General features: G+C 61.5%; 21 protein-coding genes and 1 pseudogene. 19 read left to right on the top strand and 3 right to left on the bottom strand.

Annotated elements, in window-relative coordinates:
* Positions 1-323 precede the first annotated feature (323 nt).
* Entirely contained in the window at positions 324-1,298 is a 975-nt protein-coding gene (locus tag AC0Z8Z_RS18750) for a LysR family transcriptional regulator (protein ID WP_483838319.1), read from the bottom strand.
* Positions 1,299-1,629: 331 nt separating this feature from the next.
* Between AC0Z8Z_RS18750 and AC0Z8Z_RS18745 the strand changes: the two genes are divergently transcribed.
* The 13 genes and pseudogenes from AC0Z8Z_RS18745 to AC0Z8Z_RS18685 form a co-directional block, all read left to right on the top strand.
* Positions 1,630-2,880: a flavin-containing monooxygenase gene (locus tag AC0Z8Z_RS18745; protein WP_485620112.1), complete on the top strand. Its 1,251-nt coding sequence runs from the start codon at positions 1,630-1,632 to the stop codon at positions 2,878-2,880.
* 245 nt (positions 2,881-3,125) lie between these two features.
* Positions 3,126-3,551, top strand: coding sequence for a RidA family protein (locus tag AC0Z8Z_RS18740; protein ID WP_172611932.1), 426 nt, complete (start codon positions 3,126-3,128; stop codon positions 3,549-3,551).
* A gap of 29 nt (positions 3,552-3,580) precedes the next feature.
* Positions 3,581-4,735, top strand: coding sequence for an ABC transporter ATP-binding protein (locus AC0Z8Z_RS18735; RefSeq protein ID WP_485620111.1), 1,155 nt, complete (start codon positions 3,581-3,583; stop codon positions 4,733-4,735).
* 78 nt (positions 4,736-4,813) lie between these two features.
* Entirely contained in the window at positions 4,814-5,818 is a 1,005-nt protein-coding gene (locus tag AC0Z8Z_RS18730) for an NAD(P)H-quinone oxidoreductase (RefSeq protein ID WP_485620110.1), read from the top strand.
* 52 nt (positions 5,819-5,870) lie between these two features.
* Positions 5,871-6,485 carry a glutathione S-transferase gene (locus AC0Z8Z_RS18725; protein ID WP_485620109.1) on the top strand — a complete coding sequence of 205 codons (615 nt, stop codon included), beginning with the start codon at positions 5,871-5,873 and terminating at the stop codon, positions 6,483-6,485.
* Between the two features lie 16 nt (positions 6,486-6,501).
* Complete coding sequence (locus AC0Z8Z_RS18720) at positions 6,502-6,978, top strand: type II 3-dehydroquinate dehydratase (RefSeq protein WP_485620108.1); 477 nt, start codon at positions 6,502-6,504, stop codon at positions 6,976-6,978.
* Entirely contained in the window at positions 6,975-7,907 is a 933-nt protein-coding gene (locus tag AC0Z8Z_RS18715) for a 2-hydroxyacid dehydrogenase (RefSeq protein ID WP_485620107.1), read from the top strand. Before AC0Z8Z_RS18720 ends, AC0Z8Z_RS18715 begins: the two co-directional genes overlap by 4 nt.
* 179 nt (positions 7,908-8,086) lie before the next feature.
* Positions 8,087-9,115 (top strand): ABC transporter substrate-binding protein, encoded by a 1,029-nt coding sequence (locus AC0Z8Z_RS18710; protein WP_485620105.1) that lies wholly within the window; start codon positions 8,087-8,089, stop codon positions 9,113-9,115.
* 71 nt (positions 9,116-9,186) lie between these two features.
* Positions 9,187-10,041: an ABC transporter permease gene (locus AC0Z8Z_RS18705; protein WP_485620104.1), complete on the top strand. Its 855-nt coding sequence runs from the start codon at positions 9,187-9,189 to the stop codon at positions 10,039-10,041.
* Position 10,042: 1 nt separating this feature from the next.
* Positions 10,043-10,861 (top strand): ABC transporter permease, encoded by an 819-nt coding sequence (locus tag AC0Z8Z_RS18700; protein WP_485620103.1) that lies wholly within the window; start codon positions 10,043-10,045, stop codon positions 10,859-10,861.
* 71 nt (positions 10,862-10,932) lie between these two features.
* Positions 10,933-11,607 carry a DUF1028 domain-containing protein gene (locus tag AC0Z8Z_RS18695; RefSeq protein ID WP_485620102.1) on the top strand — a complete coding sequence of 225 codons (675 nt, stop codon included), beginning with the start codon at positions 10,933-10,935 and terminating at the stop codon, positions 11,605-11,607.
* Complete coding sequence (gene argE, locus AC0Z8Z_RS18690) at positions 11,608-12,756, top strand: acetylornithine deacetylase (RefSeq protein WP_485620100.1); 1,149 nt, start codon at positions 11,608-11,610, stop codon at positions 12,754-12,756.
* A gap of 34 nt (positions 12,757-12,790) precedes the next feature.
* Positions 12,791-13,038 (top strand): annotated as a pseudogene (locus AC0Z8Z_RS18685) (Fic family protein); the annotation flags it as partial.
* A gap of 5 nt (positions 13,039-13,043) precedes the next feature.
* Here the strand turns inward: AC0Z8Z_RS18685 and AC0Z8Z_RS18680 are convergent.
* Complete coding sequence (locus AC0Z8Z_RS18680; RefSeq protein WP_485620098.1) at positions 13,044-13,952, bottom strand: LysR family transcriptional regulator; 909 nt, start codon at positions 13,950-13,952, stop codon at positions 13,044-13,046.
* A gap of 100 nt (positions 13,953-14,052) precedes the next feature.
* Here AC0Z8Z_RS18680 and AC0Z8Z_RS18675 point away from each other — a divergent pair, with 100 nt between their 5' ends.
* The gene (locus tag AC0Z8Z_RS18675; protein WP_485620097.1) at positions 14,053-15,222 is read left to right on the top strand and encodes a mandelate racemase/muconate lactonizing enzyme family protein; all 1,170 of its coding nucleotides are present in this window, start codon (positions 14,053-14,055) and stop codon (positions 15,220-15,222) included.
* Between the two features lie 102 nt (positions 15,223-15,324).
* The gene (gene dctA / locus AC0Z8Z_RS18670) at positions 15,325-16,632 is read left to right on the top strand and encodes a C4-dicarboxylate transporter DctA (RefSeq protein WP_485620095.1); all 1,308 of its coding nucleotides are present in this window, start codon (positions 15,325-15,327) and stop codon (positions 16,630-16,632) included.
* Positions 16,633-16,717: 85 nt separating this feature from the next.
* Here the strand turns inward: dctA and AC0Z8Z_RS18665 are convergent, their stop codons facing one another.
* Positions 16,718-17,758 carry an alpha/beta fold hydrolase gene (locus AC0Z8Z_RS18665; RefSeq protein ID WP_485620094.1) on the bottom strand — a complete coding sequence of 347 codons (1,041 nt, stop codon included), beginning with the start codon at positions 17,756-17,758 and terminating at the stop codon, positions 16,718-16,720.
* Positions 17,759-18,194: 436 nt separating this feature from the next.
* On the opposite strand from AC0Z8Z_RS18665, the gene mexE reads away from it, so the two are divergent.
* The 4 genes from mexE (at position 18,195) to AC0Z8Z_RS18645 (ending at position 25,363) form a co-directional block, all read left to right on the top strand.
* Entirely contained in the window at positions 18,195-19,436 is a 1,242-nt protein-coding gene (gene mexE, locus AC0Z8Z_RS18660) for a multidrug efflux RND transporter periplasmic adaptor subunit MexE (protein WP_122534763.1), read from the top strand.
* A 12-nt stretch (positions 19,437-19,448) separates the two neighbouring features.
* Complete coding sequence (locus AC0Z8Z_RS18655) at positions 19,449-22,640, top strand: efflux RND transporter permease subunit (RefSeq protein ID WP_205483677.1); 3,192 nt, start codon at positions 19,449-19,451, stop codon at positions 22,638-22,640.
* Positions 22,640-24,037, top strand: a complete 1,398-nt coding sequence (locus AC0Z8Z_RS18650) for an efflux transporter outer membrane subunit (RefSeq protein ID WP_172611917.1) — start codon at positions 22,640-22,642, stop codon at positions 24,035-24,037. Before AC0Z8Z_RS18655 ends, AC0Z8Z_RS18650 begins: the two co-directional genes overlap by 1 nt.
* A gap of 228 nt (positions 24,038-24,265) precedes the next feature.
* A complete protein-coding gene (locus AC0Z8Z_RS18645) occupies positions 24,266-25,363 on the top strand; it encodes a tetratricopeptide repeat protein (RefSeq protein ID WP_485620093.1) in 1,098 nt (365 codons plus the stop codon).
* The last annotated feature ends 79 nt before the right edge of the window (positions 25,364-25,442 follow it).

The following is a 25,442-nucleotide window of genomic DNA, read 5'->3' as shown; positions in this document are numbered from 1 at the left end:
CGAGATTCGTGGAGGGAGGCACTCATGGTCAATTAGGATTAACTGGAGCAGTGCGTAGGCAGAACCGATGCAGCGCCCCGCTGTTGAGTTGCCCGTCCGTGACTGCATAACCGGCGGGCGAGCAAGTCGCGTCAAAATGACGCGCAACCCATTCCATTGGCGGGCGGTCGCAACACTTTGGTGCGCAGCCATCATTGGGCTCGTCTGATACCTCCAGTCTGCAGGCTCGGGGTCTTTGCTTAAATTCGTTTCTGGTTTACGGCTGGGGCGGGTAAATCCGAAGCAGCCGCACCCGCCGGGGTGACCAACGCTGGTGCACCCGCTTAGTCAGCCGTAGGTGCCGGGCGTACAGCGTGAGGGTCAAAGAAGCTGGGCGCGGCCATGCCAGGGATGTATTGATCGGAAACGAACATCCGGCAGCGCTCGGTAAATGCGGATACCACACGGGACAATTGCGCGTTGGTAGCCGTCGCGTAACCCAACTGCAACGGGTGCAATCCGCCCGCCAGACGAATGCGGATCAAGCGCTTGCCGTCTTGAGACATATTGCCCTTGGGTCGGGCATTGGCAATGGTGTAGCCGATACCGTTGCCGACCATCGCGCGCACGGTTTCGAGGTTGCTGGAACGCATCACGATGTTCGGCGTGGTGCCTGCCTGAATGAACAGGCTAAGGAAATATTCCCGACTCCACGGGATATCCAGCAGCACCATCGGGAAGGATTCCAGGTCCTGCAAACTCACCGTGGGCAGATGGGCCAGTGGGTGGTAATCCCCAACCATGACGTAGGGCGGCAGTTTGGCCAACGGCTGGAAATCGATGTCAGCGCTGGCCGCCAAGTCGTAGGTCAGCGCGATATCAATCTCGGCGCTGCGCAGTTTTTCCAGCAATTGCTCGTGATCGCCCTCCACCTGAGTGATCCGCACGCCGGGAAACGCGCGCCCGAAACCGAACACCAGCTCCGGCGTGATCATCGGCGCGAGCGAATGCAGACACCCCACCCGCAAGGGGCCGCGCACCGTGTTCAGTGACTCTGAGGCGATCGTATAAAGGTTGCTCATCTGTTCAAGGATGAGTTTGGCCTCCTGCATGACCTGCCGCCCCACTGCCGTGAGCGAGATGCCTTGCGCGTGATGACGAATAAACAACTGAATGCCCAGTTCGGCCTCCACGTGAGTGATCGCCGCCGAGATAGACGGTGATGACACATGAATGCGCTCCGACGCCGCGCTGATACTGCCAGCTTCCCCGGACGCGACGAAATATTCCAGCTGGCGTTGAGTAATACGGCTGAGCATCACGCCCTCCCCATCTATAACGAGCGGGCGAACGACAGCGCCGACCCTTTGAATGAATCACTTTGCACAGGCACGGCTGCACGGTTCATGCCGGACCGGCTCCCAGCCGCCTGCATGCGACGCGGTGCCACAGCATTGGCACACGCGAGAGCGGGGTTCGGTTTTTCCTAAGCTATACGTTCAAAAAGCAGAATTTCTCAAAGACGGTCCCTTGATCACACTGGCCCCATGGCTGGATGAAGCTCGCAAAGCGGCTGTGCTTTCTAGACGTGCTGTCGTTGCTGCGGCATCGGCGAAACCGATCCAGGTCGATTCTCTTTAGGAAACTCAAATGTCAGTGGAAAAAATCAACACCTTGGTGGTCGGCGCAGGCCAGGCGGGTGTCGCGATGAGCGAACATCTTTCCCTCATGGGCGTGGAGCACGTTGTCCTGGAGCGCAGCCGAATCGCCGAACGCTGGCGTTCGGAGCGCTGGGACTCGCTCGTTGCCAATGGCCCGGCCTGGCATGACCGCTTCCCGAGCATGAAATTTACCAACATCTCGCCGGAGGCCTTCCCGCCGAAAGAACGCATGGCGGACTACTTCGAAGAATACGTCGCCATGTTGAAGGCGCCTGTGCGAACCGGCATTGAGGTGCTGAAAGTTGAGCGCCACGTGGGGCGGCCCGGCTTTAAGGTCACCACGTCGCAGGGCGTGATCGAGGCGTCAAACGTGGTCGCGGCCACCGGTCCCTTCCAGCGTCCAGCGGTGCCAAACATCGTTTCCGCGCAAGTCAGCGTTCAGCAACTTCATTCGTCGGATTACAAGAATCCAGCGCAATTGGCAGAGGGTGCCGTGCTGGTGGTCGGCGCGGGCGCGTCGGGCTCGCAGATCGCTGAAGAATTGCAAAAAGCCGGGAAGAAAGTCTTTCTCTCGGTGGGCGAACACTACCGCCCTCCTCGCTCGTATCGTGGCCGTGATTACTGCTGGTGGCTGGGTGCGTTAGGCCTTTGGGACGAAGTGCGTATCACGCCAAAGAAAAAACACGTGGCCTTCGCGGTCAGTGGCTATGAGGGCGGCAAAACCGTTGATTTCCGTCGCCTCGCCCATCAGGGCATCACGCTGGTGGGCCTGACCAAAGCCTGCGAGGACGGACTCATGACGTTCGAGCCTGGTCTGGCAGCGAACGTGGCTGAGGGCGACCGGGCGTATTTCGACGTGCTGCGTGACGCGGATGCGTATATCGAGGAGAACGGTTTGCCGTTCCCGCCGGAGCCCGAGGCCTGGGAGCTGTTGCCTGACCCGGATTGCCTTACGAATCCGCTGTTGAGTCTGGATCTCGAAGAAGCTGGCATTACCACGATCCTGTGGGCAACGGGCTTCAAGTTCGATTTCAACTGGCTGCAGGTCAATGCGTTCGATGAGAAAGGCGATCCGTTCCACAAACGCGGGATCTGCGCAGAAAGCGGGATCTACTTCCTCGGCCTGCCGAACCTGGTGAACCGCGCGTCCTCGTTCATCTACGGGGTTTGGCATGACGCGAAATACATTGCCGATCACATCGTTTTGCAGAATGACTACAAGGCGTACGAGCGGTCCTGACGTGGCCGCCTGGGCGTAGCGGATGTTGCCCGGGCCTATCCGCTGCCCAAGGGGGACGCCACCCGGCACCCCGTTTTGAACGGGACTTTTCGAGCGCGAGACACCCGAATCGTCGGTTTCCAGCCTAGAAAGGCCCGTCTCGCCCCGCCTTCGGTTTTGCCTAACCAATACCCCACGCAAATGCTGGTTTCGTCAAATCACCCTCGATGTGAAGCTCTAACCCATCACTTCCAAGAGACGCCGACATGCCTACTCACACTCGCATCCGCATGTTCAACACAAAAGAAACCTATCCCAATCAGTCTCTTGACAACGACCTCTGCCAAGCCGTGCGCGCAGGTAACACGGTCTACGTCCGGGGACAGATCGGCACTGATTTCGCTGGCAACCTCGTTGGCCTGGGCAACCCTCAGGCCCAGGCTGAGCAAGCCATGAAAAACGTCAAGCAATTGCTGGAAGAAGCGGGTTCTGACCTTTCCCACATCGTCAAGACCACCACCTACATCATCGACCCCCGCTACCGCGAGCCGGTTTACAAAGAGGTCGGCAAATGGCTCAAGGGCGTCTTCCCGATCTCCACCGGCCTGGTGATTTCCGGGCTTGGCCAACCTGAATGGCTGATGGAAATCGACGTCATCGCGGTCATTCCGGATGACTGGACCGCCGCCTGAAACCCCAACCCCTCGCTGACGGAGTCGCCATGGCAACTGCACAAATCGCGCCCTTTGAACCTGCGACAGTGGGCACGGCTGCAACAGCGAAGATCAACATCGCCGTGCAACTGGACAACGTGCTCAAGCGTTTTGGTGACTCGATTGCGCTCCATGAGGTTTCGCTGAAGATCCGGGAAGGTGAATTCGTCACCCTGCTCGGCCCGTCGGGCTGCGGCAAGACCACGCTGCTCAATCTGATGGCCGGGTTTGTCGATGCCGACAAAGGCGAAATCTTCATCGACGGCCAGTTGGTCACCGAAACCCCGCCTTATCAGCGTGAGATTGGCATCGTCTTCCAGAACTACGCGTTGTTCCCGCACATGAACGTGGCCAGGAACATCGGTTATGGGCTGCGAATGCGCGGCGTGCCAAAGGGCGAAATTGCCGAGCGCGTCGAGCAGGCGCTGGCGCTGGTCAAGCTGCAAGGCTACGGCGAGCGCAAGCCGCGCGAACTCTCCGGTGGGCAGCAGCAACGTGTCGCGCTGGCCCGGGCGTTGGTGATCCGGCCCAAAGTGTTATTGCTGGACGAGCCATTTTCAGCTCTGGACAAGAACCTGCGGCTGTCGATGCAAATCGAGCTCAAGGACATCCAGCGCAAGCTCGGCGTCACCACAGTGTTTGTCACCCATGACCAGAGCGAAGCGCTGAGCATGAGCGACCGAGTGGTGGTCATGTCTGCCGGGCATGTCCGCCAGATCGGTACGCCGGATGCGATCTATCGTCATCCCGAAGACCCCTTCGTCGCCAGTTTCGTGGGCGACGTCAACGTACTTCCGGGGCGCTACCTGAGCCGCGACGAGCTGGCGACCCTGGCCTTTGGCGACAGCGTACTGCGCTTGCCACCTGAGCGGGTTCATGCCGATGTCGGCGCGCGAGTGGACATTTATGTGCGCCCGGAGAACATCCGCCTCGGCGCACTCGGCGCCGGTACGTTGCTGAGTGCCACCGTGGTCACCCATGTCTTTCAGGGTGATCACGTCGATATCCACCTGGACGTCCCTGCCCTGGGCCAGACCCTTTTGTTCGTCCGTCAGTCCGGGCTCGACGCTCTGACTCGCTGGCCGATAGGTGCGGCGGCGGGCCTGAGCTTCGATGAAGAAGGCGTGTGCGCTTTCGCCGCCGACGTCCCGCCCCTTTCCTGAATTCGAGCATTCCATGACCACACGCCACCACATCAACCGCCACCTCAGCGTCTGCCCTCAAGCCTGCGGGCAGCTCTTATGAGTGCGCTTCCCAACACCATCACCGCGATCATCGCCCGTGAACCAGGCGGCCCTGATGTGCTGCAAAGCGTGCAACGCCCGATGCCCGCGCCACAACCCGGTGAGTTGCTGATCCGCGTTGCAGCCGCGGGCGTCAACCGTCCGGATCTGATGCAGCGCAGCGGCATGCCGACGCCGCCCGGCACCCCTGACGTGCTGGGGCTTGAGGCGGCGGGCACGGTGGTGGCCGTGGGTGACGGCGTCCAAGACTTCAAACCCGGCGACCGCGTCATGGCATTGCTCAACGGTGGCGGTTATGCGCAGTACTGCGTCGCCCTGGCCGCCTACTGCCTGCCAGTACCCGATGAACTGCCCCTCGAAGACGCCGCAGGCGTGCCCGAAGCAGCCTTCACCGTGTGGCATAACCTGTTCGAGCTGGGCCGTCTGGGCGCAGGCGATACCGTGTTGATTCATGGCGCCGCCAGCGGCGTCGGCAGCTTCGCCGTGCAATGCGCCCGTGCGGCGGGCGCGCGGGTTATCGCCACCGCAGGCGGCGCCGACAAGGTGCTGATGCTGAAGGCGCTGGGCGTCTGGCGTGCAGTTGATCGCCATCGCGAAGACTTCGTCCAGGTGATCGCCGAATGCACCGAAGGACGCGGCGTCGATGTCGTTCTCGATAACGTCGGCGGCCCGTACGTGGCGCGCAATCTTGAGGCCATGGCCGCTGGCGGGCGCCACGTCAGCCTGTCGTTCCTGCAAGGGGCGAAGATCGAGCTGGACCTGCAACTACTGATGCGCAAGGGCCTGAGCCTGACCTCGTCCACACTGCGGCCCAAATCTGTCGCGGAGAAGACGCGTCTGGCGACTTGCATTCGCGCCAACCTGATGCCGTGGATCGTCTCGGGTCAGGTTCGGCCGCTGATCCACACCCGCATGCCCCTCGAACAGGCCGCGCAAGCGCACCGCCTGCTGGAGAGCAACGCCAATATCGGCAAAGTGCTGCTGATCGCCGATGCCTCCTGACTCGCGTGGCGGCCTGCAGGCCCGACAACCTGACATCGTCACCGGAGAGCCCATGTTCAAACTGTATTACGCCGCGACTTCGCCCTACGTGCGCAAGGTGATGATTACCGCCCACTGCCTGGGACTGGAGGGGCAGATCGAGAAACTTGAGTCCGCCGCCCACCCGATCAAACGCGATGAGCGCATTGCACATTTCAACCCGCTGGCGAAGGTGCCGGCGATGCAGACGGCTGATGGCCTGGACCTGTACGACAGCCGGGTGATCTGCGAATACCTCGACACCCATGCTGACGGCTCGCTGTTCCCGCGCGCAGGCACGCAGCGCTGGGTCAGTCTGGTCCGACAGGCGTTGGGGGACGGTCTGCTGGACGCCGCCGTGCTTGCCCGCTACGAAACCGTTGCCCGGCCCGTCGACAAGCAATGGGATGGTTGGCTCGACGGGCAACTGACCAAGATTCGAGCCGTGCTGGTCGACATCGAGACCCAGGCGCCGCAGTACAGCGTCGTGCCCGATGACATCGGCCTTATCGCCATCGGCTGCGGCCTCGGTTACCTGGATTTCCGCTTTGCCCACCTCGACTGGCGGTCCTGCCACCCCGCTACTGCCGCTTGGTTCGCCATCTTCGACCAACACCCCGCGATGGTTGCGACTCGCCCTGTTGAATAACGCCCTGGAGTGAATCATGCCCCGTACCGTGTTTTTCCTTAACGGCCCCAACGCCAACCTCTACGGGCTGGACACCAAAGGCACCTACGGCAGCGAAAGCTTTGCCAGCATCGAAACCCGCTGTCTGCGCCACGCCGCCGAACTGGGCTTGCAACTGGAGTTTCGCCAGAGCAATCACGAAGGCGTACTGGTGGACTGGATTCAGGAAGCGCGCCTGCACGCCGACGCCGTGATCATCAATGCCGCCGGCCTGACCTATAGTTCGGTGCCGATTCTCGACGCGCTGCTCGCGTTCGACGGCCCGATCATCGAAGCCCACATGAGCAACATCTGGAAGCGCGAGAGTTTTCGTCATCACTCCTACGTGTGCAAGGCCGCCACCGGGGTCATTGCCGGGCTCGGCGCCCTCGGTTATCGACTGGCGCTCACGGCGGTGGCGGAACTATTGGACGTGCAGACCGGTGAAGCTCAGTCACTGGGGGCCCAACCATGACATCGACCCTGGTGTTTTACAGCGAGCACGACAGTTTCGAAGAATGGAGCGCGCTGCTCACCCCGCTGCTGCCTGGGGTGCGCATCTGCCAGCCCAAGGACGTTGAAGACCCGGATAGCGTGCACGTGGTGCTTGGCTGGAAACCGCCGCAGGGTTTCTTCGCGCAATATCAGCAGCTCAAATTGCTGGTCAACCTGGGGGCTGGAGTCGATTCGCTGGTGGGTCGCGATGACTTGCCGGCCGTGCCGATCACACGTATTTCCGATCCCGATATGGGTCGCATGATGGCCAGCTACGTGCTCTTTGCGGTGCTGCGTTATGCCCGCGACATCCCGGCCTTCGAACGCGCCCAACGCGAGCGGCGCTGGCACTACTTGCACCCGCGCTTGCCTACCAGCGTGCGGGTCGGGGTGCTGGGCCTGGGAGAGCTGGGCGCCTATGCAGCGCTCGAGCTGGCGCGCCAGGGATTCGATGTGCGCGGCTGGTCACGTTCGGAAAAACAGCTGGATAACGTCACTTGCGTGAACGGGATGGCCCGTCTGGACGGCTTCCTTGCCAGCAGCGACATTCTGGTGGTGATGCTGCCACTGACGCCGCAAACCCTTGGCTTGCTCAACGCCGAACGGCTGGCTCTGTTGCCCAAGGGCAGTTGCTTCGTCAACGTCTCCCGGGGTGCCATCGTCGATCAGCATGCGTTGACCGCTGCACTCGCCAGCGGGCAGATCGGCGAGGCGACGCTGGACGTGTTCGATCGCGAGCCGTTGCCGCCCGAGGACCCGCTCTGGGCGCTGGACAACGTGCTGATCACACCCCATCTGGCGTCGGTGGCCATACCAGCCACCGCCGCGCAGCAAGTGGCCGACAACATTCAGCGACTCAACCGAGGCGAGCCTGTGCTGAATCAGGTTGATCCGGCCCGCGGTTATTGATGCCCGTGGACGCTTGAGTGACTGCGTCACAAATTCCGATGCACAAGTACAGCAAAGCCTGTTTTACCGATCCAGTGGCGCCACTCCATGATGGTCCCCTCGAACCAACGCGCGTCTGCAGGGTGTGCACGCGCGTTGGCGAGACGTCCTCCTTTCCGTACAGCCAGAAGGAATAGAACATGCTGCGTAACGTCATTGCCTTGACCTTGTTGAGCGCGAGCCTGCTGGCCGCCGCGAATGCCAACGCCGCCGACAAACTGGTAGTCAGCACTTGGGGCGGCAGCTTCAAAGACTTGATCGACGAAGCCATCGGCAAAGAGTTCACCAAGCAGACCGGCGTTGAAGTTGAGTACATCACCGGCGGCACCATCGACCGCCTCAACAAGGCCAAGCTCGCTGGCACCGCCGAGTCGGACCTGACTTTCACGACGTCCCATGTAGGCTGGCTGTACACCAACGACAAGCTGTTCGAAACCCTGGACATGAGCAAGATTCCCAATGCCGCCAACCTGGTGCATCAGGCCAGATTGAGCCCGTCGCACATCGGCGTTTGGGGCTACGTCTACACCATCGGCTATCGGCCGGATCTGGTACCCAAAGGCGTGGCCTTCGACAGTTGGGCGGACCTGTGGAAACCCGAACTAAAAGGCACGCTGGCCCTGCCCGACTGGGACCCGAGCCACATCATCGCGGTCTCGGCCAAGCTCTCGGGCAGCGACGCCGAGCACTGGGAAAAAGGCGAGGACAAGCTCAAGGCGCTGATTCCCAACATCAAGTCGTTCTACACCAACGACGCCAACAGCCAGCAGTTGATTGCCACCGGCGAGACGCCGGTGCAGGTCATGCTGTCCATGAACGCCTATCACATGATGGAAGAAGGCGTGAACATCAAGCTCGCCATCCCCAAGGAAGGCGCGGTACTGGGCGTTGATGCGATGGGCATAAACACCGGCAGCAAGCACGCGGACCTGGCTTATACCTTCATGAACATCGCCTTGTCGCCAGAAGTACAAGCGAAGATCGCCAAGATCAACCGTGGCAGCCCGGTGGTGACCAATGCCGATGTCGATCCGGAAGTCGCCAAGCTGCCGGGGATGCTCACAACCCCTGCTCAGTGGGACGCGACCCTGAACATCGACCCTGAGCTGCGCGCCCGGAAATCGGCAGAATGGCGCAAGTGGTTCTCCGAAAACATCATGGCGCACTGAGTGCTGGAACAGCGCCAGGATTTGTATTGTTTCCGCCGCCCGCTTTATTGGATGCCTGCATGGAAGACCCCATGACTCGAAGACCTGCGTTTGTCCTGTGGTTCGTGCTGCCGTCGGCGTTGACCGCCATCGGCCTGACGATCGCGATGCTGACCGTGCTGCAATACAGCGTGCGCGCCTACGTTCCAGGCTCACTGGACGTGGGCGGGTTCACGCTCGATAACTTCCAGGATCTGCTCAAGAGTCTGTATGCCCAGGCGTTCTTCAACACGGTGTCCTTGAGTTTCAAAACGGCCCTGTTTGGCCTGTTGCTCAGCTATCCGCTGGCCTACGCGCTGGTCCGTACCCGCACTGGCTGGCTGAAGTCGAGCATCCTGATTATCGCCATCACCCCGCTGTTCCTCGGCGAAGTGGTGCGCACCTACTCCTGGATCATTGTGTTGGGCAGTAGCGGTTTTCTGAACAGCCTGTTGCTGGCCATGGGCGTGATCGACACACCGCTGCAATTGATGTTCACCCAGACCGGCGTGGTCCTGGCATTGGTTCACGTGACAATGCCGATCATGGTGCTAATGCTCGCCACCGGGCTGTCGCACATTGACCCGGCCTACGAGAAAGCCGCCACCAGCCTGGGCGCCGGGCCAATTCGCGCGTTTCTCACGGTGACGCTTCCGTTGTCATTGCCGGGCATCGTTGCCAGCCTGACAACCGCATTCGCCTGGACCTTCAGCGCTTTTGCCACGCCGCAGCTGATCGGCGGTGGCAAGGTCAGCACCATCGCCACGCTGGTCTATCAACTGGGCTTTTCGTCTCTGAATTTCCCGTTCGCTGCGGCACTGAGCGTCGCGGGCCTGGTGCTGACGATCTTGCTGCTGACGGCGCTCAAGCGCATGACGCGCTCCCTGCACCCCGTCGGAGGCCATTGAGATGACGCGTTCCAATCGCGACAAATGGCTCGGCCACGCGGGCCGCCTCCTGGTGGGGCTGATTCTGCTGTTCGTGCTGCTGCCCACGATCGTGGTGATCATCTCCTCGTTCAGCAGCACCTCAGTGCTGTTCTTTCCGCCCAAAGGCTGGTCATTGCGCTGGTTCGATCGAGCCCTTGCCTACGACGATTTTCGCAAGGGGTTCTACGCCGGGCTGATCGTCACTGCCTGGGCCTCAAGCCTCGCAGTGGTGATCGGGACGATGCTCGCTATCGCCATCCATCGCTTCGATTTCCGCTTCAAGCGCCTGCTCGAAAGCGTGTTGCTTTCGCCGCTGTTCATCCCGCATTTCACCATCGGGCTGGGGCTGCTGATGCTGGTGGCGCAGCTCAATCTGGGGCGCGGATATGCGCTGGTGATCTTCTGCCACATTCTGCTGGTGCTGCCATTCGTCCTGCGCAGCCTGTATGTGTCTCTGCACAATCTGGAACAGCGTATCGAGCTGGCCGCCGCCAGTCTTGGGGCCTCGCCATTGCGGGTGGTGTGGACCATCACTGTGCCGCTGATGATTCCGGGGCTGTTCGGTGGCTGGCTGTTCGCAGCCATTTTGTCGTTCAACGAATTCACCGCCTCGCTGTTCGTCACCACCCAGGCCAACCAGACCTTACCGGTAGCGATGTATAACTACGTGCGCGAATTCGCCGACCCGACCCTGGCTGCGCTGTCGGTGATGTACATCGCCGTGACCGCAACATTACTGACGCTGGCCAATCGTTTTCTGGGATTGGGCCGCGTGCTGAATGTCGAAGGGGCACGCTGAACGCGGCCCTGAATTGTTCATCTATCGCCCGTTGAACGGGCGCCGAATACGTATCAGAAGGATCGGACACCATGACGTTTTCCATCATTGGCCGCTGCGCCGAAACCGGTCAGCTGGGCATCGCCATCAGCTCTTCAAGCATTGCCGTCGGCGCGCGCTGCCCTTGGTTACGTCCAGGCGTAGGCGCGGTCGCGACCCAGAACATCACGCTGCCAGCTTTGGGCAGCCATGTGCTTGATCAGCTGGAGCTTGGCCTGTCACCCGAACAGGCGACTGCCTCCGTGCCGGCCTGCGACGCGTTCAGCCGGTTTCGTCAGGTGACTGTCATCGATCATCAGGGCAACACCGCGATCTTCAACGGCACCGAAACCCTGGGCTGTGTGCACTCGCTAGCGGGTGAACAATGCGCCGGCGCCGGGAACATGCTGGCCGATACGGCCGTCATCGATGCAATGGTCAAGGCCTTCGAAACCACTGGCGGGCAATTGGCCGATCGCTTGATCGCCGCCATGCAAGCCGCGATGGCGGCCGGTGGCGAAGCGGGCCCTGTGCATTCAGCTGCCTTGAAAGTGGTGGGCGACGTGAGCTGGCCGATCATTGACCTGCGCGTCGACTGGGCCGAGGAAGATCCAATTACAACGTTGGCTCAGTTGTGGACCGCCTACCGCCCGCAAATGCAGGACTACCTGACTCGCGCTCTTGACCCGACCCAGGCGCCGAGCTACGGCGTACCGGGAGACGAATGAATGAGCAGCCGAGAGATTCTGGCGGCACTGATCGGCTTCGACACCACCAGCCGCGAGTCCAATCTGCAACTGATCGAGTTCGTTCGCGATTACCTCGCCGGGCATCAAGTGCCCTGCGAACTGATTTTCAATGATGAGGGCAGCAAGGCCAATCTCTTCGCCACCCTCGGTCCGGACGACCGGCCGGGGGTGGTGCTGTCCGGCCATACCGATGTAGTGCCGGTGGATGGGCAAGCGTGGACCGTGCCACCCTTCGAACTCAGTGAAAAGGACGGCAACTTTTACGGTCGCGGCGCAGCCGACATGAAAGGCTTTATTGCGTGCGTGCTTGCTGCCGTACCGGGTCTTCTCGCTAAGCCACTGCGTATGCCGGTGCATATCGCCTTGTCCTACGATGAAGAAGTCGGCTGCCTGGGCGTACGCAGCCTGCTCGCCGAGTTGGAACAGCGTGCGATCAAACCTGCGCTGTGCCTGATTGGTGAGCCCACTGAACTCAAGCCAGTGCTCGGTCACAAGGGCAAACTCGCGATGCGCTGCGATGTACACGGCGCGGCCTGTCATTCCGCCTATGCTCCACAGGGGGTCAATGCCATTGAGTGCGCCGCTGAGCTGATCGGTGAGCTGGGTCGCATCGGGTCCCGATTGCGTGCCGTGGAATTGCAGGATGCCCGCTTCGACCCGCCCTTCTCTACCGTACAGACCGGCCTGATCAGTGGCGGCAAAGCGCTGAATATCGTGCCTGCCGACTGCAGCTTCGACTTCGAGATACGCACCCTGCCCGATCAGAATGCCCACGATGTCGCCCGGCAACTGGAGCAATACGCGCGTCAGCACGTGGTACCAGAAATGCAAGCAATCAACGCTTCAAGCGATATCCGCTTCTCCGAGCTGTCCGCCTATCCAGGGCTGGCGACGGATGCCCGTGGCGAAGCGGCCAAGCTGATTGCCGAATGCTGTGGCTCCCGGGATTTCACCACTGTGGCGTTCGGCACCGAGGGCGGATTATTCGATGCCATCGGTATAGCGACAGTCGTGTGCGGGCCCGGGAGCATGGATCAAGGGCACAAACCCGACGAATTCATCAGCGTAGAGCAACTGGATGGCTGCGATCGCATGCTCGAACGCCTGACTCAGGCACTACGCGCCTGAGACTGGAACGACCGACCTGGATGAGGCACTCCGCGAGCTGAACCAGACCGCCCGTGTGCCGGTTATTTTCCAGCGTGCTCAGAAGCGTCTCAAAGAGGTGCTTGAAATGCCGGATCAGGACGCGAACCGTACATTCGTTCTCTCAAGGAAAACGGCTGGCAGGTCTCCGGCAAATTGAAGAAAGCGTATCCGCTCCTGGACGACACTGATCGGGCCGAACGTGTGGTGGAAGCCGTGCGCTTGGCATTCGAAGAACGAAAATCGGGTCGCAGCGAAGAGTGATTGATTCACCCAGCCCGTCCGCCCAAAGCCAACCCGCCACCACCGCCCGCCTCACCCCAAAACGCTTCCGCCGCCTGACTCAGCTGCGCCTTCGGCCGGGTCAGGTGAATTTCCAGCGGAATGTCCCAGCTTTCATCCAGCGCTCGGACCAGCCGCCCTTCCAGCACTTCCTGCTCGGTCAGGCTTTTCGGCAGCCACGCCACGCCTTTGCTTTCCAGGGCCATGGACATGAGTACGGCTGCAAGGTGGCTGCTGAAGAGCGGTTTGAGGTGAAGGTAATCTTCCTTGCCCCGCAGCCGGTGGGCGACGATGCGCCCCAGCCCCGATTCATGGGTGTACGCCAGATACGGCAACGCCGCTGGCGTGGTGCCAAAACGGGTCGATGTGCTCGCCAGGGGCACCAGCACGTCCTCACCGACCTTCTTGCTGATGAACTGATCAGGTGCCAGCAGCGGCGGCACGTCGGGGTGGCGATGGCAGAGCATGAACTGCACCTGGCCGTGGATCAGCATCTGCTCGCAGACCGCCATGCTGTCGGAGTGCAGCTGCACGGCCTCGATGAGGGCGGCGTTTTCCGAGCTTCGCAGCCACTTGGGAAAGAAAGTGAACGACAGGGAATGCGTGGCCGCGAACTTGAGTGAGCGCGCCGCCATCCCGGCCACTTCCTGGGCCTCGTTGCGCATCCGGTACAGGTGCCGGGCCGCCTCCTGAGCGCTCGGCAGAATTTGCCTTCCCGCCTCCGTCAGCGTGGCGCCCTGAGGCGTGCGCACGAACAACTCCACGCCCATCCAGTTCTCCAGCGAGCGAACCCGGCGGCTAAAGGCCGGCTGGGTAACGTGCCGTGCCTCGGCGGCACGGACAAAGCTGCCGTATTCCGCAAGCGCCGAGAGATCTTCAAGCCAGACGAGTTCCAAGGGGCCATGCCTCCTGTGCATAGGGTGCGGCATTAATAGCATTGGGCGGGTGTCGTCGCAAAGCCTAACGTGGGGCCACGAACAACAAGAGGAACCCGTCATGCGCATCGTCGACATCCGTGAAAAAACCGTTTCCATTGCCTCGCCCATCGCCAACGCCTACATCGATTTTTCCAAAATGACCTGCTCGGTCGTGGCGGTGATCACCGATGTGATCCGCGACGGCAAACCTGTTATCGGCTATGGCTTCAACTCCAACGGTCGCTACGGCCAGGGCGCGCTGATGCGTGATCGCTTCCTGGCGCGCGTCACCGAAGCCGACCCCGACACCCTTGTCGATCATGAAAACAACAACCTCGACCCGTTCGCCATCTGGAAAACCCTGATGACCAACGAAAAGCCAGGCGGTCACGGTGAGCGCTCGGTCGCCGTCGGCACCATTGACATGGCGGTCTGGGACGCGGTCGCCAAGATCGAAGGCAAACCGCTGTATCGCCTGCTGGCTGATCGTTACCGCAACGGCGTGGCCGATGACAAAGTCTGGGTCTATGCCGCGGGCGGCTATTACTACCCAGGCAAGGACCAGACCAAGCTCAAGGCGGAAATGCAGAGCTACCTGGATCGCGGCTATGACGTGGTCAAAATGAAGATCGGCGCCGTGCCCCTGGACGAAGACATCCGCCGCATCGAGGCAGTGCTTGAGGTGGTCGGGGACGGACGTCGTCTGGCGGTGGATGCCAACGGCCGTTTCGATCTGGAAACCGGCATTGCTTACGCCGAAGCCATCAAGAAGTACAACCTCTTCTGGTACGAAGAAGTCGGGGACCCGCTGGACTACGCGCTTCAAGCCGAGCTTGCCAATCACTACGAGCTGCCCATGGCCACCGGTGAAAACCTGTTTTCCCATCAGGACGCCCGCAACCTGCTGCGCCACGGCGGCATGCGCCCTGATCGCGACTTTCTGCAGTTCGACTGCGCGCTGTCCTACGGGCTGGTGGAATACATGCGCACGCTGAAGGTGATGGAAGACATGGGCTGGTCGTCCCGCCGCGTGGTGCCCCACGGTGGTCACCAGATGTCCTTGAACATCGCCGCCGGCCTGCACCTGGGCGGCAACGAATCCTACCCGGACGTGTTCCAGCCCTTCGGCGGTTTTGCCGACGGGATCAAGGTGGAAAACAGCTACGTCGGATTACCGGATATTCCAGGTGTCGGGTTTGAAGCGAAGTCCGCCTTATACGCCGTCATGCGCGAGTTGGGTGAAGGCTGATCAGACCGCGTCTGCGGCCCTTTTTGAAAGAGGCCGCAGACACACGCGTCATTCCTGACGCCACGCCACATGCCCATCACAACAATAAAATGAGGTGCTTTCGTGGAAACGTCCCAATCACGCTGGTATAGCCAGCTGTATGTGCAAGTGCTGATCGGCATCGTGATCGGCGCCGCCATCGGTTACTTCTTGCCAGACATCGGTGCCAAGCTCCAGCCCTTCGCCGATGGTTTCATCAAACTGATCAAGATGCTGTTGGCACCGATCATTTTCGGGACCGTCGTCGTGGGTATCGCGAAGATGGGCAGCATCAAAGAGGTGGGCCGAATCGGTGTGAAGGCCCTGCTCTATTTCGAGATTCTGTCCACCATCGCGCTGGTCATCGGCCTCGTCGTCGTTAATATCGTCAAGCCTGGCGTCGGCATGAATATCAACGTCAGCGCCCTTGATGGCAGTGCTATCAGCAAGTACAGCCAGGCCGCCAGTGAACAGGGCGGGACCATTGATTTCTTTCTCAATATCATCCCTCACACGTTCCTCGGCGCCTTTTCCAACGGGGTCATGCTTCAGGTCATCCTGCTTTCTGTATTGATGGGCATTGCGTTGGTGCAAATGGGCGAAACCAGCAAACCGCTGATCAACACCATTGATCTGTTCCTGCAAGGCCTGTTCAAGATCGTTGCCATGGTCATGCGACTGGCGCCGATCGGTGCGGGTGCAGGGATGGCCTTCACCATCGGCAAGTACGGCATCGGCACCCTGCTCTCGCTTGGTCAGTTGCTGATCGCCCTTTACCTCACCACGCTGATCTTCATCGTCGTCGTGCTGGGTTCCGTGGCACGGTGGTCGGGCATGCCGCTCATGCAGTTTCTGCGTTATTTCAAGGATGAAATTCTCATCACGCTGGGCACCTGTTCGACCGAAGCGGTGCTGCCACGCATGATGGTAAAACTGGAAAAACTGGGCTGCAAAAAATCGGTGGTGGGCATGGTGCTGCCGACCGGTTACACGTTCAACGCCGACGGCACCTGCATCTACCTCACCATGGCCGCCATCTTCATTGCCCAGGCGACGAATACCCCGCTGACCTTTGCCGATCAGTTGATTTTGCTCGGAGTGTTCCTGCTGACGTCCAAAGGCTCGGCAGGTGTGGCAGGCGCAGGGTTTGTGACGCTGGCGGCGACCCTGACCACCATCCACTCCATTCCTCTGGTCGGGCTTGTTTTGCTGCTGGGCATTGATCGGTTCCTGAACGAAGCGCGGGCCGTGACCAATTTGATTGGTAATGGTATCGGCACCATCGCTATCGCCAAGTGGGACAACTCCTTCGACGTCGCGGCCTGCGAGCGTGAGATCGCCGCGATGAAAACTGAAAAATCCCAAAGGAAAGCCTTGGCGGCGCAGAAGTAATCCTCCAGGCCCTCCGTTGATTGCCCGTGAGATACGGCATCGTCGGCAGCCGCTCCCGGCTCATCCCGTCCGTTACCCGGCGTCTTCACCCAAGCAGCTTTCGCGACAGGAAATCCCGGATGTACTGCGCAATCTCGGGGGCATGGGTCTCCAGCGCAAAGTGCCCGGCGTCCAGAAGATGGACCTCGGCGTTCGGGATGTCCTTGCGAAACGCTTGCGCACCCGGCGGAATGAAGGCCGGGTCGTGCTTGCCCCAGACCGCGAGCAAGGGCGGTTGATGCTTGCGCAAGTACGCCTGAAACGCTGGATAGGCCGCGACGTTGCTGCGGTAGTCAAGAATCAGGTCCAGCTGTATTTCCTCCGCGCCGGGCCGGGCCATGTAAAAAATGTCGAGGTTGTAGCCGTCGGGCGAGAGTTTCTCGGGATCCGCACCGGTGCCGTATTGCCAGTCGCGGATGGTCTTGGGCGACAGCGACGGGCGACAGGCTTCGCGGTTGGCCGCCGAAGGATCACGCCAGTAAGCCTGCCACGGGTCCCACTGATCGCTGAAGCCTTCAAGGTAGGCGTTGCCGTTCTGGCTAATGATGGCCGTCACCTTTTCCGGATTGGCGGCGGCGAGGCGCAGGCCGGTGGGCGCCCCGTAGTCGAAGATGTACAGCGCGTATCGGGTCAGCCCCAATGCTTCGGTGAAACCCTCGACCACTTTGTAGAGGTTGTCGAAGGTGTAATCGAACTGGCCCCGCGGCGGCGCCAGGGTGTTGCCGAAACCGGGCAAGTCGGGCGCGATCAGGCGGTACTGGCTGGCCAGCAGCGGCATCAGGGTGCGGAACATGTGGCTTGCGCTCGGGAAGCCGTGGAGCAGCAACAATACTGGCGCATCCTTCGCACCGACTTCGCGGTAGAACACCTCGACGTTGCCGACCTTTTGCGTGTGGAACCTGACACAGAAGGCATCGTCGAACTCGGCGCTGCTGTGCCGGCCGGAAGGAGGTGAGCTGGCTGAGGCCGTGCTGGCAAATGACCCGGCCACGGCAGACGCTGCTCCCACCGCGGACGCCTGCAAGATACCGCGGCGGCTGAAGCCGGGCTTACTGTTCGATGAATTGACCGAATCGGAACGAGTCATTGGGAGACCTTCATGAGTGGGTTCAGGCTGAATGCTATTGGCCGCAGCGAAGGCCGTGAATCACCAGGAAACTCAACTCACCATTTCTGATTGTGCAACGTTGCTGAAGATCTTGAGGCGTATGAACCGGCCTCTTCCCGGCTGAAGCCGGTCCCACTAAAAGCACCCTGCGTCCCAGTGGGACTGGCTTTAGCCGGGAAAGCGCCAGACGTCACACCGGGAAGCTTGGGTCGATTGAAGGACGTCTCTGCGCAATAGCTCAAAGCCACGTGGTTTTAAGAACAGATGCCACATGACGGTGCAGGGTATTGATTGCAGACCTTTTATTACGCCGAACATCATTACGACTGATAGTTACCTTCGCGTCATTCGATTCGTGCAATAACACCCCCGAGAACATTATCCGCCCATCTCAATAACATCGGCGGATTCTCCCATGCTTCAGTCTTTAACTCCTTTGCGCTATCCCCTCGCCGCGTTGACCCTTGTGGTCCTCAGCGCGTGCGGCCGGACGCCTGAGGCGACGGTTGCGCCGGCGGCGGCGAAAGTCAACGTGGCCAAGGTGATCGAGCAACCGGTCAACGAGTGGGACGAAGTCACCGCCCGCCTTGAATCGCCGGAAACCGTTCAGGTTCGCCCGCGTGTTTCCGGCCAGATCGACTCGGTTGCGTTCACTGACGGCGAGCTGGTTAAAAAAGGCGACCTGCTGTTCCAGATCGACCCGCGCCCGTTCGAAGCCGAAGTCCACCGTCTGGAAGCGCAACTGCAGCAGTCCAAGGCCGCTGCCCAGCGCAGCACCAATGAAGCCCAGCGCGGCGAACGTCTGCGCACCAACAATGCGATCTCCGCCGAACTCGCCGACTCTCGCACCACCACCGCCCAGGAATCCAAAGCTGCCGTTGCCGCCATCCAGGCACAGCTTGATCTGGCGCGCCTGAACCTGAGCTTTACCCGCGTCACGGCGCCGATCACCGGCCGCGTCAGCCGTGCGGAAATCACCGCCGGCAACATCGTCACCGCCGACCAGACCATCCTCACCAGCCTGGTATCCACCGATAAGGTCTACGCCTACTTCGACGCCGACGAGCGCGTGTTCCTCAAGTACAACCAGCTGGCTCGCGATGGCAAACGCGGCGCGACAACGCCGGTGTACATGGGCCTGTCCAACGAAGCGGAAAACCCGCACCTGGGTCAGATGAACTTCGTCGACAACCAGGTCAATCCGCGCACCGGCACCATCCGCGGTCGCGCCGTGTTCGACAACAGCAAGGGCGAATACACCCCGGGCCTGTACGCACGCCTGAAGCTGGTGGGCAGCGGTACCTATTCGGCCATGCTGATCAAGGACGAAGCGGTGGGCACCGATCTGGGCAAGAAATTCGTGCTGGTAGTCGACAAGGACAACAAGGCGATCTACCGCAGCGTCGATCTGGGACCGAAGCTTGAAGGCTTGCGCATCGTGCGCAGCGGCCTGAGCAAAGACGACCGCATCGTCGTCACCGGCCTGCAACGCGTGCGTCCGGGCTCACCGGTCGACCCGCAGGACACGCCGATGGCCAGCCCCGAAACACTCTCCGCATTGCAACAACAACGCCAGGCGCTCGAAGCCAGCAACCAGCCCAAGGCGCAGTCCAAGCTGGACGCCAAGGTGGCTGCTTCCGCCACGCCACGCGGTTAAGGGACACACTCGATGAATTTCTCCAAGTTCTTTATCACGCGACCGATCTTCGCGGCGGTGCTTTCGCTGCTGATCCTGATCGCCGGCGCGATCTCGCTGTTCCAGCTGCCGATCAGTGAATACCCCGAAGTCGTGCCGCCGACCGTTGTCGTGCGCGCCAACTTCCCCGGCGCCAACCCGAAAGTGATCGGCGAGACCGTCGCCGCGCCGCTGGAACAGGCGATCACGGGCGTCGAGAACATGCTCTACATGTCTTCTCAGGCGACCGCCGACGGCAAGCTGACCCTGACCATCACCTTCGCGCTGGGGACCAACCTCGACACCGCGCAGGTGCAGGTACAGAACCGGGTCACCCGGACCGAGCCGAAGCTGCCGGAAGAAGTGACGCGCATCGGTATTACCGTGGACAAGGCCTCGCCTGACCTGACGATGGTGGTCCACTTGACCTCGCCGGATCAGCGTTACGACATGCTGTACCTGTCCAACTATGCGGTGCTGAACATCAAGGATGAGCTGGCACGCCTGGGCGGTGTCGGCGATGTGCAGCTGTTCGGCATGGGCGACTACTCGCTGCGGGTCTGGCTCGATCCGAACAAAACCGCGTCGCGCAACATCACCGCGACCGACGTGGTCAACGCCATTCGCGAGCAGAACCGTCAGGTGGCCGCCGGTCAACTGGGCGCACCGCCCTCCCCGAGCGCCACCAGCTTCCAAATGTCGATCAACACCCAGGGCCGTCTGGTTTCTGAGGAAGAGTTCGAGAACATCATCGTTCGCGCCGGCGACAACGGCGAGATCACCCGGGTCAAGGACATCGCTCGCGTCGAACTGGGCTCCAGCCAATATGCCTTGCGGTCGTTGCTGAACAACCAGCCGGCAGTGGCGATTCCGATCTTCCAGCGTCCAGGCTCCAACGCCATCGACATTTCCAACGAAGTGCGCGGCGAGATGGAACTGCTGAAGAAAAACTTCCCCGAAGGCATGGACTACAGCATCGTCTATGACCCGACGATCTTCGTGCGCGGCTCCATCGAAGCGGTGGTTCATACCCTGTTCGAAGCGCTGATCCTCGTCGTACTCGTGGTGATTCTGTTCCTGCAGACCTGGCGCGCCTCGATCATCCCGCTGGTCGCCGTACCGGTGTCGCTGATCGGTACGTTTGCGGTCATGCACCTGTTCGGCTTCTCTCTCAACGCGCTGTCGCTGTTCGGGCTCGTACTGGCGATCGGTATCGTCGTGGACGACGCCATCGTGGTGGTGGAGAACGTCGAGCGAAACATCGAGCTTGGCCATCCGCCGATGGAGGCCACGCAAATTGCGATGCGAGAAGTGACCGGCCCGATCATCGCCACGGCCCTGGTGCTGTGTGCGGTGTTCATTCCGGCGGCGTTCATCTCCGGCCTCACCGGGCAGTTCTACAAACAGTTCGCGCTGACCATCGCCATCTCGACGGTGATCTCGGCCTTCAACTCGCTGACGCTGTCGCCTGCGCTGGCCGCTGTGCTGCTGCGCGCCCACGATGCACCGAAGGACGGCTTCTCGCGGTTCCTCGACAAGCTGTTTGGCGCCTGGCTGTTCCGCCCGTTCAACCGTTTCTTCGTCAAGGCCAGTAACGGCTATGTGAGCACGGTTGGCCGAGTGATCCGCGTCAGCGGCGTGGCACTGGTGGTGTACGCCGGCCTGATCGTGATGACCTGGCTGGGTTTCTCCAACACCCCGACCGGCTTCGTACCGGCACAGGACAAACAGTATCTGGTCGCCTTCGCGCAACTGCCGGATGCCGCGAGCCTGGATCGCACCGAGGACGTGATCAAGAAGATGTCGGCCATGGCCTTGGAACAACCGGGTGTGGAAAACGCCATCGCCTTCCCTGGCCTGTCGATCAACGGGTTCACCAACAGCCCGAACTCCGGCATCGTCTTCGTCGCCCTCAAGTCCTTCGATGAGCGCAAGCAGGCCAGTGAGTCTGCGGGCGCCATCGCCGGCGCCCTCAACGCCAAGTATGCCGGGATTGAGGAAGCCTACATGGCGATCTTCCCGCCCCCGCCGGTACAAGGCCTGGGCACGATCGGCGGTTTCCGTCTGCAGATTGAAGACCGTGGCAACCTGGGTTATGACGAGCTTTATAAAGAGACGATGAACGTCATCGGCAAAAGCCGCAGCGTGCCGGAACTGGCGGCGCTGTTCACCAGCTACACGGTGAACGTACCCCAGGTCGATGCCGCCATCGACCGTGAAAAGGCCAAGACCCTTGGCGTGCCGATCAGCGACATCTTCGACACCCTGCAGGTCTACCTGGGCTCGCTGTACGCCAACGACTTCAACCGTTTCGGCCGGACCTATCAGGTCAACGTGCAGGCGGAGCAGCAGTTCCGCCAGGACGCTGAACAGATCGGTCAGTTGAAAGTGCGCAACAACCGCGGCGAAATGATCCCGTTGGCGACGCTGTTGAAAGTCACCAACACCTCGGGCCCGGACCGCGTCATGCACTACAACGGCTTCATCACCGCCGAGATCAACGGCGCCGCGGGACCGGGTTACAGCTCGGGTCAGGCGCAGACAGCGATGGAGAAACTGCTCAAGGAAGAACTGCCCAACGGCATGACCTACGAGTGGACCGACCTGACCTACCAGCAGATTCTGTCAGGCAACACCGCCTTGCTGGTCTTCCCGCTCTGCGTATTGCTGGCCTTCCTGGTACTGGCCGCGCTGTATGAAAGCTGGAGCCTGCCACTCGCAGTCATCCTGATCGTGCCCATGACCCTGCTGTCGGCCATTGCCGGTGTGATCATTGCCGGGAGCGACAACAACATCTTCACCCAGATCGGGCTGATCGTACTGGTGGGCCTGGCGTGCAAGAACGCGATCCTGATCGTCGAGTTCGCCAAGGATGAGCAGGACAAGGGCAAAACCCCGCTGGAAGCTGTGCTTGAAGCCTGCCGCCTGCGTCTGCGTCCGATCCTGATGACCTCCTTCGCGTTCATCATGGGTGTGGTGCCACTGGTGCTGTCCAGCGGTGCCGGTGCCGAAATGCGTCATGCCATGGGCGTGGCGGTGTTCTCCGGGATGCTCGGTGTGACCTTCTTCGGTCTGCTGTTGACGCCGGTCTTCTATGTACTGATTCGTAACTACGTTGGACGCAAAGAGGCACGCAAGGCGGCCAAGGCTCAACGCATTCAGACCACCGCCCCGGAGGCTCATTGATGAAAGCTGCAAAACTCTTTCTGCCGAGCCTGCTGGTGCTGGCGCTGGCGGCCTGCGCCGTCGGCCCGGACTACAAGAAGCCGGAAACCGCGGCGGCCAACATCCAGGCCGCCACCCAGCGGGCCTATGACCGCAGCCACATCGAGACCGTCTGGTGGCAGCAGTTCGACGACCCGACCCTGAACAAACTGGTCGCCGAATCGCTGCAGGGCAACCGCGAGTTGCGCGTCGCCTTCGCCCGGCTGAAAGCGTCCCGCGCGATTCGTGACGACATCAGCAACGACGCGATGCCCGTCGTGACCAGCCGCGCCAGCAGCCAGATCGGCCGCTCGCAGGTACCGGGTGAAACCGAACACAGGGTCAACCAGGAACGTTACGACCTCGGCCTGGACATGGCCTGGGAACTGGACCTGTTCGGCCGCATCCAGCGCGAGCTGGAGGCCAGCGACGCCGACCAGCAGGCTGCCGAAGCCAACCTCTATCAGCTGCAGGTGACGATGATCGCCGAACTGGTCGACGCCTACGGTCAGCTGCGCGGCGCGCAATTGCGCGAGAACATCGCCCGGGACAACCTGAAAAATCAGCAGGAGTCCCGCAGCGTCACCGCGCAGTTGCGTGACGAAGGCGTGGGCAATGAGCTTGATGTCGTGCGTTCCGACGCGCGTCTGGCGGCGGTGGAAGCCACCATTCCGCAGCTTCAGGCCGAGCAGGTGCGCCAACGCAATCGCATCGCCACCCTGCTCGGCGAGCGACCGGACGCCATGACCGTGACCCTCGCTCCGGCCAAGCTGCCGGCGATCTCCAAGGCTCTGCCGATCGGTGATCCGACCAAACTGCTGGAAAACCGTCCGGACGTGCGCAGCGCCGAGCGGCAACTGGCGGCGCAAACCGCGCGAATCGGCGTGCAGACCGCCGACCTGTTTCCACGGGTCAGCCTGAGCGGTTTCCTCGGGTTTACCGCCAGCCGTGGTTCGCAGATCGGGTCCGGCGCAGCACAAGCGTGGGGCCTCGGCCCGAGCATCACCTGGGCGGCCTTTGACCTGGGCAGCGTCAGGGCGCGGATTCGCGGCGCCAACGCCGATGCCGAAGGCGCGCTGGCCAATTACGAGCAGCAAGTGCTGCTGGCCCTGGAAGAAACCGAAAATGCGTTCAGCGACTACGACAAGCGTCAGCAGCGTCTGGTGTCGCTGGTGCGGCAGAGTGAAGCCAGCCGTTCGGCGGCGAATCTGGCGAACATCCAGTACCGCGAAGGCACGGCCGACTTCCTCGTCCTGCTAGACGCCGAACGTGAGCGTCTGGCCGCCGAAGACAGCCAGGCCCTGGCCGAAATCGATCTGTATCGCGGCATCGTCGCCATCTACAAAGCCCTTGGCGGTGGCTGGCAGCCGAACGCCTGACGTCATAGGTTGAGCAGCGGGATCGCTCAACCGGCGGCGGATCTGCAGCGCTGATCTGCGGCCACCCTCCGCCGCTCTCCAAGGCCCCGGACCCACAAGGTTCGGGGCTTTTTTCTGAACCGTTGATAAACAACCCGCGAGCGCCCGAGGGGGCCATCACTCCCCACAGCGTTTGACACTCGGCGGTCTCTCCCCGAAGCTGCTGCACACGCCCACACGGAAACCGATATGTCTGAGTCGTCTTCCCGGCGCACACCCGCCCAGCTCAAGGCTCGACGTCGCTGGCAGGTGGCAATTGCGCTGGCGCTGTTGCTGCTGATCATCGCCATGGCGATGCTGGTGCGAAACTGGCACGCGCCGCCGGCCGCACCGCAGGTCAATCACAGCTATGCCGAAGCACTGGAGCAGGCCCACGGTGGCAAGCCCGGCGCCGCGCGCGTGCTCTATCAGCAATTCACCCGCACTGACCTGCCGGACATTCGCCGCGCCGGCCTGCTGGCTGAGCTGGTCAATTACCCGGGCCCCCAGGCCCTGAAAATTCTGCGAGGCGATCTCAAGCGCCCCGCTCCGCTGGTTCAGCAGGCGGCCATCCAGGCGGTCACCGCCATGCTTCCTGAAGATCAACGCAGCACGCTGATCGGCCCGCTGCTGGACGACGCCGATGATCAGGTGCGCTTCAGCGCGGTGCGCGCCTTGCTGCCGCTGAGCCCGGATGAACTGGGCCTGTATTACGTCGCGCTGCAAGAGGCCGCTCAGCAGTATGAGCAGGCGCTGACTGCCCAGCCGCCGAGCGCTCAACGCCAGCTCGCGCTCGCGCAGCTTTACCTCAACAATGGCACGCCGCAAAAGGCGATCGAGGCGCTGGAAGTGGCCGCAAAACTGGAGCCGGACAACCTCGAGACCGGGCTGGCGCTGGTGCAGTTGCTCGACGGTCAGGGTCAGGCCGATCGTTCGCGTCAGTTGCTCGCCCAATGGCTGGAGAAACAGCCCCAGTCGTCCCTGGCGCAACACGCACTCGGCCAATGGCTGCTGCGTCACAAACAGAACGAATACGCCCTGCTCCCGCTGACTCGGGCCATTGAGCTGGACCCGGAGAATACCGGCTACCGTTACGACCTTGCCGTGGCGCTTCACGACCTCGACCAGCTTGAAGCCGCGCAGCGTCAGCTGGAGGACATCCTGCAGCGCGCACCCGCCGACCGCCGCGCGCGGATTTTGCTGATTCGTTACTGGACCGAGACCGGGCAGCTGCAGAAAGTGCAGGTGCTGCTCGCGGAACTGGAGCAGCTCAACGCCGATGATCCTGCCCTGCAGCAAGGGCTTTAGAACACTCAGTATTCGTCTCGAACAGCCTGAAGTACGTCTGCCCCTCCTGTCCGGGAACGATTCATAATGATGAGTCCGC

The organism is Pseudomonas sp. 1L-C-7-B-C1, from assembly GCF_057291635.1.
This window is presented reverse-complemented; position numbering and strand designations above follow the sequence as displayed.

Bases quoted from the DNA above. Each gene is read 5' to 3' on its own strand.
- AC0Z8Z_RS18750 (WP_483838319.1), bottom strand. From the start codon at position 1,298: ATGCTCAGCCGTATTACTCAACGCCAGCTGGAATATTTCGTCGCGTCC.
- AC0Z8Z_RS18745 (WP_485620112.1), top strand. From the start codon at position 1,630: ATGTCAGTGGAAAAAATCAACACCTTGGTGGTCGGCGCAGGCCAGGCG.
- AC0Z8Z_RS18740 (WP_172611932.1), top strand. From the start codon at position 3,126: ATGCCTACTCACACTCGCATCCGCATGTTCAACACAAAAGAAACCTAT.
- AC0Z8Z_RS18735 (WP_485620111.1), top strand. From the start codon at position 3,581: ATGGCAACTGCACAAATCGCGCCCTTTGAACCTGCGACAGTGGGCACG.
- AC0Z8Z_RS18730 (WP_485620110.1), top strand. From the start codon at position 4,814: ATGAGTGCGCTTCCCAACACCATCACCGCGATCATCGCCCGTGAACCA.
- AC0Z8Z_RS18725 (WP_485620109.1), top strand. From the start codon at position 5,871: ATGTTCAAACTGTATTACGCCGCGACTTCGCCCTACGTGCGCAAGGTG.
- AC0Z8Z_RS18720 (WP_485620108.1), top strand. From the start codon at position 6,502: ATGCCCCGTACCGTGTTTTTCCTTAACGGCCCCAACGCCAACCTCTAC.
- AC0Z8Z_RS18715 (WP_485620107.1), top strand. From the start codon at position 6,975: ATGACATCGACCCTGGTGTTTTACAGCGAGCACGACAGTTTCGAAGAA.
- AC0Z8Z_RS18710 (WP_485620105.1), top strand. From the start codon at position 8,087: ATGCTGCGTAACGTCATTGCCTTGACCTTGTTGAGCGCGAGCCTGCTG.
- AC0Z8Z_RS18705 (WP_485620104.1), top strand. From the start codon at position 9,187: ATGACTCGAAGACCTGCGTTTGTCCTGTGGTTCGTGCTGCCGTCGGCG.
- AC0Z8Z_RS18700 (WP_485620103.1), top strand. From the start codon at position 10,043: ATGACGCGTTCCAATCGCGACAAATGGCTCGGCCACGCGGGCCGCCTC.
- AC0Z8Z_RS18695 (WP_485620102.1), top strand. From the start codon at position 10,933: ATGACGTTTTCCATCATTGGCCGCTGCGCCGAAACCGGTCAGCTGGGC.
- argE (WP_485620100.1), top strand. From the start codon at position 11,608: ATGAGCAGCCGAGAGATTCTGGCGGCACTGATCGGCTTCGACACCACC.
- AC0Z8Z_RS18675 (WP_485620097.1), top strand. From the start codon at position 14,053: ATGCGCATCGTCGACATCCGTGAAAAAACCGTTTCCATTGCCTCGCCC.
- AC0Z8Z_RS18665 (WP_485620094.1), bottom strand. From the start codon at position 17,758: ATGACTCGTTCCGATTCGGTCAATTCATCGAACAGTAAGCCCGGCTTC.
- mexE (WP_122534763.1), top strand. From the start codon at position 18,195: ATGCTTCAGTCTTTAACTCCTTTGCGCTATCCCCTCGCCGCGTTGACC.
- AC0Z8Z_RS18655 (WP_205483677.1), top strand. From the start codon at position 19,449: ATGAATTTCTCCAAGTTCTTTATCACGCGACCGATCTTCGCGGCGGTG.
- AC0Z8Z_RS18650 (WP_172611917.1), top strand. From the start codon at position 22,640: ATGAAAGCTGCAAAACTCTTTCTGCCGAGCCTGCTGGTGCTGGCGCTG.
- AC0Z8Z_RS18645 (WP_485620093.1), top strand. From the start codon at position 24,266: ATGTCTGAGTCGTCTTCCCGGCGCACACCCGCCCAGCTCAAGGCTCGA.